At 60.9% G+C, this 13598-nt stretch carries 14 protein-coding genes; 9 read left to right on the top strand and 5 right to left on the bottom strand.

The genetic code is table 11. From position 1 onward, the window contains the following. Nucleotides 1-11: 11 nt before the first annotated feature. Both mutM and NKH57_RS05720 read right to left on the bottom strand, forming a co-directional pair. Complete coding sequence (gene mutM / locus NKH57_RS05725) at nt 12-902, bottom strand: bifunctional DNA-formamidopyrimidine glycosylase/DNA-(apurinic or apyrimidinic site) lyase (RefSeq protein WP_352942490.1); 891 nt, start codon at nt 900-902, stop codon at nt 12-14. Further along, a complete protein-coding gene (locus tag NKH57_RS05720; RefSeq protein WP_352942487.1) occupies nt 895-2136 on the bottom strand; it encodes a phosphopentomutase in 1242 nt (413 codons plus the stop codon). The genes mutM and NKH57_RS05720 overlap by 8 nt, the downstream gene beginning before the upstream one ends. 230 nt (nt 2137-2366) lie before the next feature. Between NKH57_RS05720 and NKH57_RS05715 the strand changes: the two genes are divergently transcribed. Next, a complete protein-coding gene (locus NKH57_RS05715; RefSeq protein ID WP_352942484.1) occupies nt 2367-3287 on the top strand; it encodes a phosphate/phosphite/phosphonate ABC transporter substrate-binding protein in 921 nt (306 codons plus the stop codon). A gap of 99 nt (nt 3288-3386) precedes the next feature. On the opposite strand, the gene NKH57_RS05710 is transcribed toward NKH57_RS05715, so the two are convergent. The 3 genes from NKH57_RS05710 to NKH57_RS05700 all read right to left on the bottom strand — a co-directional run bounded on the left by NKH57_RS05710 (nt 3387) and on the right by NKH57_RS05700 (nt 5193). Continuing rightward, complete coding sequence (locus NKH57_RS05710) at nt 3387-4004, bottom strand: TadE/TadG family type IV pilus assembly protein (RefSeq protein WP_352727141.1); 618 nt, start codon at nt 4002-4004, stop codon at nt 3387-3389. Nucleotides 4005-4050: 46 nt separating this feature from the next. Continuing rightward, nucleotides 4051-4632, bottom strand: coding sequence for a TadE/TadG family type IV pilus assembly protein (locus NKH57_RS05705; RefSeq protein ID WP_352727020.1), 582 nt, complete (start codon nt 4630-4632; stop codon nt 4051-4053). A 138-nt stretch (nt 4633-4770) separates the two neighbouring features. Beyond that, nucleotides 4771-5193, bottom strand: a complete 423-nt coding sequence (locus NKH57_RS05700; protein WP_352601402.1) for a pilus assembly protein N-terminal domain-containing protein — start codon at nt 5191-5193, stop codon at nt 4771-4773. Between the two features lie 334 nt (nt 5194-5527). Here NKH57_RS05700 and NKH57_RS05695 point away from each other — a divergent pair, with 334 nt between their 5' ends. From NKH57_RS05695 to NKH57_RS05660, 8 genes are all read left to right on the top strand, one after another. Further along, nucleotides 5528-5710 (top strand): Flp family type IVb pilin, encoded by a 183-nt coding sequence (locus tag NKH57_RS05695; protein ID WP_352601400.1) that lies wholly within the window; start codon nt 5528-5530, stop codon nt 5708-5710. A 173-nt stretch (nt 5711-5883) separates the two neighbouring features. Next, on the top strand, nt 5884-6402 hold the full coding sequence (locus NKH57_RS05690; RefSeq protein ID WP_352727018.1) for an A24 family peptidase: 519 nt from the start codon (nt 5884-5886) through the stop codon (nt 6400-6402). Nucleotides 6403-6613: 211 nt separating this feature from the next. Further along, nucleotides 6614-7426 carry a Flp pilus assembly protein CpaB gene (gene cpaB / locus NKH57_RS05685; RefSeq protein ID WP_023758088.1) on the top strand — a complete coding sequence of 271 codons (813 nt, stop codon included), beginning with the start codon at nt 6614-6616 and terminating at the stop codon, nt 7424-7426. Continuing rightward, entirely contained in the window at nt 7423-8943 is a 1521-nt protein-coding gene (locus NKH57_RS05680) for a type II and III secretion system protein family protein (protein WP_352601394.1), read from the top strand. The genes cpaB and NKH57_RS05680 overlap by 4 nt, the downstream gene beginning before the upstream one ends. Before the next feature lie 14 nt (nt 8944-8957). Next, nucleotides 8958-9695, top strand: a complete 738-nt coding sequence (locus NKH57_RS05675) for a CpaD family pilus assembly protein (RefSeq protein ID WP_352942477.1) — start codon at nt 8958-8960, stop codon at nt 9693-9695. A 38-nt stretch (nt 9696-9733) separates the two neighbouring features. Then, nucleotides 9734-11023: a CpaE/TadZ family protein gene (locus tag NKH57_RS05670; RefSeq protein WP_352942474.1), complete on the top strand. Its 1290-nt coding sequence runs from the start codon at nt 9734-9736 to the stop codon at nt 11021-11023. Between the two features lie 29 nt (nt 11024-11052). Further along, nucleotides 11053-12555, top strand: a complete 1503-nt coding sequence (locus NKH57_RS05665; protein ID WP_023758084.1) for a TadA family conjugal transfer-associated ATPase — start codon at nt 11053-11055, stop codon at nt 12553-12555. A gap of 29 nt (nt 12556-12584) precedes the next feature. Then, on the top strand, nt 12585-13598 hold the full coding sequence (locus tag NKH57_RS05660) for a type II secretion system F family protein (protein WP_352942471.1): 1014 nt from the start codon (nt 12585-12587) through the stop codon (nt 13596-13598).

The following is a 13598-nucleotide window of genomic DNA, read 5'->3' as shown; positions in this document are numbered from 1 at the left end:
GCTCGTCTAACTCACCGCTGACATGTCCGGCAATAGAACGTCGATCGGCCGCTCTGCACGATCCGTTCGATGTGGCCGCTGCAACCGGGCTTCGAACAGGCCTCTCCTTCGCGATCGTAGACCGCGAAGGAATGCTGGAAATAGCCCAGTGACCCATCGGTCTGCATATAGTCACGCAGTGAGGACCCACCCGCAGCGATCGCATCTGATATCACCGAGCGAATTGCCTGGGCGAGTTGTTCGCTTTGAGCATGGCCTTTCTTTCCCGGTTTGGCGATCGTGCCCGCCTCGCGCAGCGGCGATAGGCCGCCGCGCCACAGCGCCTCGGAGACATAGATGTTGCCGAGCCCGGCGATCAGTCGCTGGTCGAGAAGCGCTGCCTTCAGTGGTGATCGCCGCCCTTTCATCAACGAGGCAAGCAGTACGCCGTCCAATGTGTTGCCCGTTGGCTCAACGCCGAGCCCGGCCAGCATCGGGTGAACGTCCGGCGATCCTTCCGCAAACAACATGAAACCGAAGCGGCGTGGGTCGTTGAAGATCACGCGGGATCGGACGCCCGCCGGAGATACGACATGGAAGACGACGTGGTCGTGATTGGAACTCTTCGAGCGGTCATGCTGGAAGATGCCAGGCATGTCGCTGCCGTCCGTCGTCTCGATGCGGAATGAGCCCGACATGCCGAGATGGCAGATCAGCACCGGACCGCCTTCCAGGTCCATCGTCAGATATTTGGCCCGGCGGCCGAGGGCCGTGATCGTCTTGCCGGTCAGCCGCTGCGAGAACTTCTCGGGAAATGGAAAGCGCAAATCCGGTCGGCGCGCCTCGACACGGGCAATGGTGGCGCCTTCCAGGACCGGCTGCAGTCCACGCCGGACGGTTTCGACCTCCGGCAATTCAGGCATGGCCGCCAATCGCCGTATAGAAGGAAGTGCCGTAACGGCCGTGCGCCAGCCCAAGATGCTCGGCCACCGTTTCACCGATGTCGGCGAATGTCGTTCTCAGCCCGATGTCGCCGCCCTTGAAACCCGGTCCGGTGCCGATCACCGGAATGCGCTCGCGCGTATGATCGGTACCGCGCCAGGTCGGATCGTTGCCGTGATCGGCCGTCAGGATGAGAAGATCGCCCTGCCGCAGCCTTGCAAATGCTTCCGGCAGTCGCCGGTCGAACGCTTCGAGCGCGGCAGCATAGCCTGCAACATCGCGGCGATGGCCGAATTCGGTGTCGAAGTCGACGAAATTGGCGAAGACGAGATCACCGTTGCCGGCATCATCCATCGCGCCCAGCGCCTCGTTGAACATCGCCATATTGCCCGCCGCCTTGCGCTCCTGCGAAATCCCGCGATGGGCGAAGATGTCGCCGATCTTGCCGATGGCGATGACACGGCTACCACGCGCCGTCAGCCGGTCGAGCAGGGTCGGCTCCGGCGGTGGCACGGCGTAGTCATGGCGGTTGTAGGTTCGCTCGAAAGTGGCGGCGGTTTCGCCGACGAAAGGCCGCGCGATAACCCGTCCGATCCTCAGCGGGTCGACCAGCCTGCGCACCACCTTGCAGAATTCATAAAGCCGCTCGAGGCCGAAATGGACTTCATGCGCGGCGATCTGCAGCACCGAGTCGACAGACGTATAGCAGATCGGCATGCCGGTACGGATGTGCTCCTCGCCGAGCCGCTCGATGATCTGGGTGCCCGGCGCATGACAATTGCCGAGAATGCCCGGCACCTTGCCTTCGCGGATCATCGCCTCGGTCAGCTCGGCCGGAAAGGCGGGAACCGTATCCGGGAAATAGCCCCAGTCGAAGCGCACCGGCAGGCCGGCGATTTCCCAATGGCCCGACGGTGTGTCCTTGCCGCTTGAAACCTCCTGCGCGGCGCCGTGGAAGGCAGTGGTAAGCAGATCTGTCCCGCTACTGGCAAAGCCCAGTCCCGTCGCGGTTTCGGCAGCCTTGCCAAGCCCGAGCGAGGCCATGTGGGGGACAAACAGCGGTCCACTGCGAAGCCCTTCGCGATCCGCGCGGCCTTCTGCGCAGGCCTCGGTGATGTGCGCGAATGTGTTGGCGCCGGCATCGCCGTATCGATCGGCGTCGGGGGCGCCACCGATGCCGACGGAGTCCAGAACGAAGAGGAAAGCGCGCGCCATCGAGTTGTTGCCAGTTTGAATGACCAGACATAGGGTTCCGCGACTTCATTGGCAATTCGGAAACCAAACGGCAACGGCCAGGCGTGATGGTCCACTGATGTCGCCCAAAGCTGCGCAGCGGTTGGGCAACGACATGCACATACAAACGACATGCACATACAAAGAATGCATGTCATCAACGATGAGACGAGCATGGGCATGGGTCTAGAAAAACAGACGGCGGTTTTGTCATGAGCGTTGCGCTGAAGGTGTCTGCCGCCCTCATGCTGGTTCAGGCCACGTTCTGGTCCAATCCGGCGCATGCCGACTGGCGCGACGATATCGGCACGTTTCGCATCGGCATTGTTGCCGAGCCAGGCGCCGGCAATACCGTTCCCGGGCTGGCTGTGTTGACCGACGCCTACACCAAGGCCCTGGGTATGAAGGTCGAGTTTGTCGTTGCCCGCGACTATGCCGCGCTGATCGAGGCGCAGGCCAATGCCCGCATCGAATACGCGATCTATTCGGCGACCGCCTATGCGACGGCCTCGCAGCGCTGCTTATGTATCGAGCCACTTGTGGCTGCGGTCGATTCCAACGGCGCGACCGGTATCCGCTCCGTTCTGCTGACCCGGGACGGCAAGCTGCCCAATCTGGCGGCGATGGAGAGCCATCGCATCGCCATTGCGCCTTCTGACAGCGTCGGCGGTTCTCTTTTGCCACTGGTGGCGTTGGCGGCGGAAGGCCACAAGCTGGCGGAAGATGCACCGTTTCTGGTCCGCGCCGACTCGGCTGCAGCGGCCGAAACGATGCTGATTGATGGCACGGCCGATGGTCTGTTCGGCTGGGTGACGGCTGCGGCGGACGGTCAGCCGGAAGCATCGGGCACGCAGGCCAGGCTCGAAGCGGCAGGCCTTTCAGCGGCGGAACTTCGGGTCGTATGGACGTCTGGCCTGCTGAGATATGGTCCCCACGCGGTGCGTAGCGATCTCGACCCTGAAGCCAAGCGACGGCTCACCGTGTTCCTCACCAACCTCAAGTCGACGACTCCGGACATTTACCACCTCCTGGAACCGAAACATTCCGGTGGCTTCGCTGCCGTTGCCCCAAAGGACTACGAGATGGCGGCTTCTATCGTGCGCTTCGTCTCGGGCAGAGGTCAGCAGCACTAGCGCATTTCCAAAACGGAAAATCTGCGTAACGGCTTCTCACCTGCAATCGCGGTGGATTAAGAGCCGGAGCGGTTCTGCAAACTGCCTGGCCGTCATGGTTCAACAGTCGCTGCAAGTAACCGCCACGCTTCTGCGGGGACGCAGATAATAGGTTTCGCCCATCGTTATGTTGCTGAAAGCCGAGGTCAATCCGAGCTTCTGCTGGTCGCTCGCCGTCCAGGCGATGACCGGGATGTAGCCAAGATTGCTTTCGGCGCGGATGAGGAAGGTGTTGGCGACCATGAGCGGTGCTGGAACCGTGGTCTCCGTGGTCGCGGCGGCGCCGGGGCCGGCGACGCCTGCGACCAACTTGCGCGACCATACCACCAATGCCCTCGTCCCGTCGGCCGAGACCTGTATTGCCGTTATGGTGATGCTCGGGTTCGAGCGGTTGTAGGGTTGAAGGGTTACGGAGCCGATCTTCATGATGCCGTCGATGTCGGCTTTGAGGACGCTTGTCTGCTGGGTGACGAGATCAGCCACCATGCTGCCGATACGACTGACCTTCTTGCTGGTCTCGATGGCCTGTGACGCCTCCATTGTCAGGAAATACATGATCAGCAGAATGGGCATGATCAAGGCGAATTCGACTGCCGCGATGCCGCGGCGATCGGACCAGAATCGACTTGCTTTCCGCCAAATTCCCGTAATCCCAAGATGTGCCCCCGCACGCATCATGCCCATTGCCTTTTTTCTTCTTGCTGCTCGTGCATCCGCCTCGAACTCAGTTGTCGAACGGCTCGTTCTGCCAGGTTACCGATGCGAAATGCAGCGTCTTGTTGCCGCCCATCGACTGCGCCAACAGGTCGGTCATAATAGGCCATTTGTAAAAGACCCGAAGCATGTTCCGCGACCCCGCCGCCCCCCACGTAACAGCAAAGGGCGGCTCGGCGGTGCCGTTCGTCAGGATGATTTGGCCGCCCTGGATCTTGAAGCCGGCCGCGGCCGCGTCGGCGAACGTCGTATATTGGCGAAGATCCACTTGCAGCTGATTGGGACAATCCTGCGAGACCATGATCTCCAGTTTTGTGCAGATCGTGGTCGTCAAACTGTCTTTGGAGACGTCGGCCGCCTTCAACTGGCCAGTGCGCAATTGGCGCGCGACATCATCGGTGATGTTGGCCATCACTTCCTGGCTGGCGAACGAGATGCAGCTTTCCAGAATGGCAAAGACAAGCAGCGCGAACGGGACCGAAAGGATTGCGAATTCGATTGCCGTGGCGCCGCGCCGGTCGCGCAGAAAACGGCCGAAAAAACTTGGGCGTCTCGCCTTGTGTTCGCCTGCGGAGCCGAATTCCATGCTCATGTCTGATCCTGCCGGTCTCTATGCGGTCTCGGAGGGAGCATTAGCGCAAACCGATTGAGTTCCGGTTTGGATGATCGTTAAAGTCGGCGTTGGCTTCTTAACCAGGCGATAACCTGAACGGCATTCAGCTGCACCATCCTAGTGGCTGACACTCATTTCAGCTTCGGAGGACTTCTCCGCATCGCTCTTGTAAGAGCTTTCGCAATAGGGCGTGCAGGACATTGTCTGGATTTCGGCGCGCCTATAGATACGCACGGACGAGGCAGCCTGCCGCATGACGGTAACCTGCTCGTCGACGATTGGGCTGCCATCCGCATCGAGCACGACCAGATTGGTGACGCCGAAGCCTTTGCCGGTCAGCACGATCGTCGAGGCATCCTGCACGGAAGCGTCGGCGATTGCCGGGTTGCCGACCACTATTGTGTCGGCGGGGCGCGACAGTTTGACGATCTTGGCCTGGTTCATCGTGACCTCGATGCCGGCGCCGGCCATGGCTGGCGCGACGAAGGTCGTGGCGGCAAGAAGCGCGGCAATCACGATTGACGATCTCGGCTGGGCCATTGAGGCGCTCCACGCAAGCAGACTGATCAACGGAACATGAACGAGATTGGTGAACCAACGGTTAAGCATGCGGTGCTGCCAACGGTGTCATGGCCAGCAAGGGTGCTCGCGAGGCATGGTCCGGGTGCGGCCGCAAGGCTGCCAAATCCTGGACTGGAAGGTTCGGCGGCACTTTAGCCCGAAGTTAACCACGCAATATGTTCGAACCGGGAAAGGAATCGGTAAGGCTGTTTATTAAGCCGATCGAAAGAGCTTCTCCCTAGATTGGCAGCATCCGATCGACCATCACAGAAGTTGACGGAAGTGCTGTAACACGTGGAGTAGGAGCTCTCGAATGTCTAATCTCATCGCACGTTTTGTGAAGGACGAATCCGGCGCGACCGCTATCGAATATGGTCTGATCGCCGCTCTCATCGCGCTCGCCATCATCACTGGCGCCGGCGCGCTCGGCAATTCGCTCAACGCTAAGTTCACCGCCATCGGAACCACCCTGAACTCCGCGCCGGGCGGCGCCTGATCGGCCTTGTCGCCGAGCGCACTTGGATTGTGTTTTGGAAAAGGGCCGCCGCTTGGCGGCCCTTTTTCCATGCCGCTGCCAACATCACTCGTTTTTTCGGCCGGCCCTCATCAATCGTTAATCGAACATATCTAGGTTAAGCCCCGTGAAAGCCGACAATAGGCATAGCGCCGATGCTTGAAGCCCTGATCTTCGTGGTTTTTCCGTTCTGCATGCTGTTTGCCGCGATCTCTGACATGCTGTCGATGACGATCGCCAATCGCGTGCCGGTGCTGCTCGTCGTTGTCTTTGCGCTGGTTGCGCCTCTGACGGGTATGGAATGGGCGGCCTATGGCGGACATTTCGCCGCCGGCGCCCTGGTCCTTGCAGTGACGTTTGGCTTGTTTGCGATGGGCGGGATGGGCGGCGGCGACGCCAAGCTTCTGGCAGCCACCGCGATGTGGATGGGTCTCAACGTCAATCTCGTCGAGTATCTTGTGGCCTCGACAATCATCGGCGGCCTGCTGACGCTCGCGATCATCATCTACCGGAAGTCGTTGCTTGCGACCGTTACCGGCCAGAATCCGTTTCTGCGCCATTTCGCCGACGAGGCAAAGGGCGTTCCCTACGGCGTCGCGCTAGGCCTTGGCGGGTTGCTGACCTATCCGGATTCGCCCTTGATGGTATGGGCGCTCACCAGGCTGGCGGCCTGAGCACGATCTTTTTTATTATCTGCCTGCATTGCCGCAACCGGCTCGAAACAGGGCCGGCCCGGCCATTTTGGCCGGTCAGGGCGCGTTCCGGCTAATTTATGTAAACCTTAAATTAATCACGATCGTAAGCATTACATTAACCTTGTTTTGACGATTGCCGCTGCAAAGTCCGGCTTGGCTACGTGGTTTGCCAGGGCAAGGGTTCGGACAGATGCCAGCATCGCGATTGATAATTCTGAGCGTGGCGGTGGCCGCGGCGGGTGGTGCGGGCTATGTCGCGAAAAACATGGTGGCACCGCCGCCCCAGGTCGTCGTCGAATCCGGCCCTCAGGCCCCTGCGGTGGCTCTGCAGGATGTGCTTGTGCTTTCGGGCGACGTTCCGATGGGCAGCCCGATCGAAAGCAACATCGCCTGGCAATCCTGGCCCGCCGACGGCGTCAATGCGAATTTCATCACCCGCGCCGCCGAGCCCGAGGCGTTGGAGAAGCTGAAGAGTTCCGTTGCCCGTGTGGCGATGTATGCCGGAGAGCCTCTGCGGCGTTCCAAGCTGATCGGCGAGGGGCAGAGCTTCATGTCGTCGATCCTGCCTTCCGGCATGCGGGCGGTCGCCACGGCTATCTCGGCCGACACGTCGGCCGGCGGCTTCATTCTTCCGAACGATTTCGTCGATGTCATCATGACCCGCAGGGCCGATGCCAGCGCCGCTGGCGCCGGTTTCAACACCGAGACCATCCTCAAGAACATCCGCGTCCTGGCCATCGACCAGACCATTCAGGAGGATGAGGAAGGCAAGAAAACCAGGGTGGGCCAGACGGCCACGCTGGAACTGACGCCCAAGCAGGCAGAGATCATCACTGTCGCCCAACAAATGGCCGATCGCTTGACCCTGGCACTGCGGGCAGTCGCGGACACGCAGGAAAAGAATCTGGGTGAGGCCGACTATCTCGTTTCCGGCAATGGCCGCAGGGGAACGGTGAGGCTGATCAAGTCGGGCGAAGTTTCCGAGGTAGGGGCAAGGAAATGAGGCTAAGTGGTAAACTGCCGGCAATTGTAGCCGCGGCATTCGGCCTGCTGCTCGTCGGAACGAATGTGCAAGGCAGCATTGTCGAGGCAAAAAACGCTCAGGTCACGGCATCGACGGCCACCCAGCGCGTCAAGCTCGGTCTCAACAAGTCGGTGGTCATCGATTTGCCGAGCGATGCCTATGACATTCTCGTCGCCAACCCGGCGGTGGCCGATGCGGTGACCCGCACCGCAAGGCGCATCTACTTGTTCGGCAAGGCGGTTGGTGAGACGAACATCTTTGTCTTCGGCCCGAATGGCGAGCAGATCGTCAGTCTGGATCTGGCCGTCGAACGCGACGTTGCCGGCCTTGAGGATTATATCAGGCGCTTCCTCCCAACGTCGGCCATCAAGGTGGAGCTGCTCAATGACAACGTCGTCCTGACCGGAACGGTCGATACGCCGCTGGACGCAAAACGCGCGGTCGACCTGGCGACGATCTTCGTTTCGGGCGGTGAAGCGACGACGGGCCAATATTCGCAGACGGCGGCCGGCGGTTCGGCCCAGAGCGGTGTCGACATCAACAATCCGGACCAGGAGCGCCGCACCAGCAAGATCGTGAACCTGCTCCAGATCATCGGCGACGATCAGGTCACGCTGAAGGTGACGGTGGCCGAAGTCAGCCGTTCGGTGATGAAGCAGCTCGGCGTCAACATGGTCGGCAGCGGTGGCAGCAACGGCATCAGCTACGGCGCGATCAGCGATAATTTCATGGGTCTCGGCAAGCAGCTGTCGAACTCGGGCTTTCAGATCGGCGCGTCGGGGCTGCAGGCTTATGTCAACGCCATGGAGCAGTCCGGGGTCATGAAGACCTTGGCGGAGCCGACCCTGACCGCGGTTTCCGGCGAGAAGGCGACCTTCAAGGTCGGTGGTGAATACAACATGGTGTCAAACGTCGACCAGAAGGTATCCACCGACAACCAGACTGGGTTGAAGACCTACACTGTCGAAAAGATCGAGTACGGCATCGGCCTGGAATTCCAGCCGGTGGTGTTGTCTCCCGGCCGCATAAGCCTGAAAGTCCGAACCTCCGTTTCCGAACCAACAACCGAGGGATCCGTATCGTTGTCCGAAGGCGTGACGAGCGCCGGCATGAACGCCCTTTCGCTTCGCAAGCGTCTCGCCGACACCACGGTGGAACTGCCATCTGGTGGCTCCATGATGATCGCCGGCCTGGTTCGCGACGATGTCAGGCAAGCCGTCAACGGCTTGCCCGGGCTGACAAAAATCCCGGTGCTCGGTGCGCTCTTCCGCAGCAGGGACTTCGTGCGCAACGAGACCGAGCTCGTCATCATCATCACGCCCTATCTGGTGAAACCGGTCGCACGCAACGACCTTGCCAAGCCAGACGACAATTTCAACGCCGCCAGCGACGGCGCCGCCATGTTCCTCGGCCGCGTCAATCGCGTCTACGGCACCATGCAGACCGACAAGCCCAACGGCCGCTACCACGGCGTCGTCGGCTTCATCTACAAGTAAGCGGGGAAGCGGACATGTCTCAGTCAGCATTGAAGGCAAGCACCATCGCCACAAGGATGCGCTTTGGCAGTTCGCAGGTCAGCCGGCGAGCCGTTCCGGTCGTGGCGGTTGCAATGGCGGCGCTGCTCGCCGGCTGCGCCCATCGCGACAGCATCACGGTCGGCGCCATCCCGGATGACTATCGCACCAACCATCCAATCGTGATCGCGGAGAAGAACCAGAAGATCGACCTGCCTGTCGGGGCTGGTGACCGCGGCATGACCGGCTCGCAGCGCGATACGCTTCTTGGCTTTCTCGACGGCTATGACAAGAGCGCCGCCCCGACGCTGACGATTCAGGTCCCGAGCGGATCGGCCAACGAGGTTGCCGCGACGGCGGCCGGCCGTGATTTCGCCAGGCTCGCAGTCGCCAGCGGCATCAAGCGCAACCGCATCGTCGTGGTCTCATATCAGGCCGGCTCGAGCGAGACATCCGCCCCGGTTCGCATCTCCTATATCTCGGTGAGAGCCCAGACCGACAAATGCGGACGCTGGCCCGACGACCTCGTCGATACGTCGGAAAACAAGCACTATGCCGATTTCGGCTGCTCCTATCAGAATAATCTTGCCGCCCAGATGGCCAATCCGGCCGATCTGCTCGGCCCGCGCAAGCCCTCCACAATCGATGCTGAAAATCGCGGCGCGGTGATCGATGTCTATCGTGCAAGAGGCATTTCGGACGAGTTTCTCGGCAATTCGGAAGTGACGTACTGAGCCGCCAGTCTCGGATTGAACAGGCCACGGAAAAGAGCATGACGATGAGCAACCTTGCCTACGATGCCCCGGTGGATGGCAGCGATACCTCGCAGCAGGACATTGCCGCGATGCAGGCATTGCGGCCGATCCCGCGCATCTCGATCCAGGCATTTTGCGAGACCGAGGGAGTTGCCAATCCGGTCGAGCGCGCCGGCGAGGACCGCCGCATGACGAAGGCGCATCTCAAGGTCCATATGGGCGGCGTCCCCACCGCAATAGAATTCTACCAATCGGCGCCGACGCCCAACCTGATCCTGCTGGAATCGCGCAGCGAACCGAAGCAATTGCTGGAGCAACTCGCCCAGCTTTCGGAATATTGCGATCCGACCTCGAAGGTGGTGGTGATCGGTCATTACAATGATGTCGGCCTCTACCGCGAACTCATCCGCAACGGCATTTCCGAATATGTGATCGCGCCGGTGTCGATGGCCGACATCGTCAGCGTGATATCGTCGATCTTCATCGATCCGGAAGCCGAGCCGCTCGGCCGCTCGATCGCCTTTGTTGGCGCCAAGGGTGGTGTCGGCTCCTCGACGATTGCTCATAATATCGCCTGGGCGATGTCGACCCTGTTCAAATCCGAAGTGGTCGTTGCCGATCTCGATCTTGCTTTCGGCACGGCCAACATCAACTTCGACCAGGATCCGGCGCAAGGCATCGCCGAGGCCGTGTTTTCGCCGGAGCGTATCGATGAAGTCTATCTTGACCGGCTGCTGACTCAATGCGCCGAGCATTTGTCGCTGCTGGCAGCGCCTTCGACACTCGATCGGGTCTATGATTTCGATCCCGAGGCCTTCACGCAGCTCGTTGACACTGCTCAGCGCAGCGTGCCGCTTTTGGTTCTCGATGTTCCCCATGTCTGGACGGGCTGGACCAAGAACACCCTGATAAAGGCCGATGAGATCGTCATCACGGCGACGCCGGAACTGGCCAATCTGCGCAACACCAAGAACCTCGTCGACATGCTGAAGCGGCTTCGTCCCAACGATCCGCCGCCGAAGCTGATCATCAACCAGGCCGGCGTCCCGAAGCGCCCGGAAATTTCGCCGTCCGATTTCGCCGAGCCGCTCGGCCTGTCGGCAATGTCGGTCATTGGTTTTGATCCGTTGCTGTTCGGCAATGCCGCCAACAACGGACGCATGCTCGGCGAAATGGATGCCAAGAACCCGGTTGTCGCAATGATCAACGAAATGGCGCATGTGCTGACCGGGCGCAGCGAAATCAAGGCCAAGAAGAAGGCCGGGCTTGGCAATTTGCTCGGCAAGCTTTCGCGCAACAAGAAGTGACGTTTCAGCAGTGGAATCGGTAGTCGATCATGTTTGGTAAAAGAGGCAGCGACGACGGCAACCGGTTCACGCCGGAATTTCGCCCGCCAGCACCAGCGCCTGTTGCGCCGCCGGCTGCAAGTTCCACGGACACGGCGGTTCTGGCCAGGCCTGCGGCTGCGCCAAGCTCACCTGTCGCGCCGCCGGCGCGCCGTGCGGTCGAGGCGCCGCCATTGGCGCCTGAGCCGAAGCGGGCACAGCGCGAAAAGAGCGAGACTTATTACGACACCAAGAGCCAGGTCTTCTCCGCGCTTATCGACACCATCGACCTGTCGCAGCTTTCCAAGCTTGATCCTGAAAGCGCGCGCGAGGAAATCCGCGATATCGTCAACGACATCATCGCGATCAAGAATTTCGCGATGACGATCGCCGAGCAGGAGGAACTGCTCGAGGACATCTGCAACGATGTGCTCGGCTATGGGCCGCTCGAGCCGCTGCTCGCCCGCGACGACATCGCCGACATCATGGTCAATGGCTCCAGGAACGTCTACATCGAAGTCAACGGCAAGGTCGAGCAGACCGGCATTCGCTTCCGTGACAACCAGCAGCTCCTCAACATCTGCCAGCGGATCGTCAGCCAGGTTGGCCGTCGTGTCGACGAGTCCAGCCCGATCTGCGACGCCCGCCTTCCCGACGGCTCACGCGTCAACGTCATCGCGCCGCCGCTCTCCATCGACGGTGCCACGCTCACCATCCGCAAATTCAAGAAAGACAAGCTGACGCTCGATCAGCTGGTCAAGTTCGGCGCGATCTCGCCGCAGGGCGCCGAAGTTCTCAAGATCATCAGTCGTGTTCGCTGCAACATCGTCATCTCGGGCGGTACCGGCTCGGGCAAGACGACGCTGCTAAACTGCCTGACCAACTATATCGACCGCGAGGAGCGCGTCATCACCTGCGAGGACTCGGCCGAGCTGCAATTGCAGCAGCCGCACGTCGTGCGCCTTGAAACCCGCCCGCCCAATCTGGAGGGCGAGGGTGAAGTGACGATGCGCGACCTGGTCAAGAACTGCCTGCGCATGCGGCCCGAGCGCATCATCGTCGGCGAAGTGCGCGGACCCGAAGTGTTCGACCTTCTGCAGGCGATGAATACCGGCCATGACGGCTCGATGGGAACGATCCACTCGAACAGCCCGCGCGAATGCCTGAACCGTATCGAATCCATGATCGCCATGGGCGGCTATTCACTGCCGCAGAAGACAGTGCGCGAAATCGTCGTCGGCTCCATCGATGTGATCATCCAGGCGGCACGCCTGCGCGACGGATCGCGCCGCATCACCCACATCACCGAGGTGATCGGGATGGAGGGCGACGTCATCATTACTCAGGATATCGTCCTCTACAACATCAAGGGCGAGGACGCCAATGGCAGGCTGCTGGGAGAACATGTATCGACCGGCATCGGTCGTCCGCACTTCTGGGACCGTGCCCGCTACTATGGCGAGGAGCAGCGCCTCGCCATTGCGCTCGAGGCGATGGAGAAACGCGCTGACTGACGCATCTTGGGGCGTAAGGGTTCGAGCCAATGTTTGGATTTGACGGCACAGTACTGGCGTTTGTCGTACTCGCCGGCTTCAGCGCCGGCGCCGTCGCCTATGCATTTCTGTTCACTCGGATCAGCAACGAGAAACAGGTCGGCAAGCGGCTCGAAACGATCAGGACCGCCGAGACGGATCGCTCGGTCGTCAAGGCCTCGCGCGATCGCGCGGCGGAAGCCACCAAGCGGCGCAAGTCGGTTCAGGATTCACTCAACGAGCTCGACGCAAAGCAGAGAACCAAGGACAGCGCCGTCAAGAAACCGCCGCTGAAGGTCCAACTCCGCCAGGCCGGCCTGAAGACCACAGTAGAGCGCTTCTATATATATTCCGCCGTATGCGGCCTCGTTTTGACAATGGCCGCCTTTGTGGCCGGAGCGCCGAAGCTCGCCTTGCCTGGCGTGCTGCTGGCCGGGGCGCTCGGCCTGCCGCGCTGGTTCGTCTCGTTTCGTCGCGCGCGTCGGGTCAAGGCATTCCTCAACGAATTTCCAAACGCGCTCGACATCATCGTGCGCGCGGTCAAATCCGGCCTGCCGCTGAACGATGCCGTGCGCCTGATCGCCAACGAATCGCCCGAGCCTGTGAAGGCCGAGTTTCGTCGCATCGTCGATTCACAACAGATGGGCCTCTCGATCCCCGACGCAACCTTGCGCATGCCCGAAACCATGCCTTGCACGGAGGCGAGCTTCTTCGGCATCGTCATCCAGATTCAGTCGCAGGCCGGCGGCAATCTCTCCGAGGCGCTGGGCAATCTTTCGCGCGTGCTTCGCGATCGCAAGAAGATGAAGGCCAAGGTGCAGGCGCTGTCGATGGAAGCAAAGGCGTCCGCCGCGATCATCGGTGCGCTGCCCTTCATCGTCGCCTTTCTCGTCTACCTGTCGAGCCCGGCCTACCTGATGCCGCTTTTCACCACCAGCGTCGGAAATCTGATCCTTGGTTGCGCTGGGGTCTGGATGTCGATCGGCATCCTGGTGATGCGCAAGATGATGAACTTCGAAGTCTAG

Source organism: Mesorhizobium sp. M1050 (assembly GCF_040318715.1).
GTDB lineage: Bacteria > Pseudomonadota > Alphaproteobacteria > Rhizobiales > Rhizobiaceae > Mesorhizobium.
Note: the sequence above shows the minus strand (reverse complement) of the source record. Positions and strands in the feature narration are given on the sequence as shown.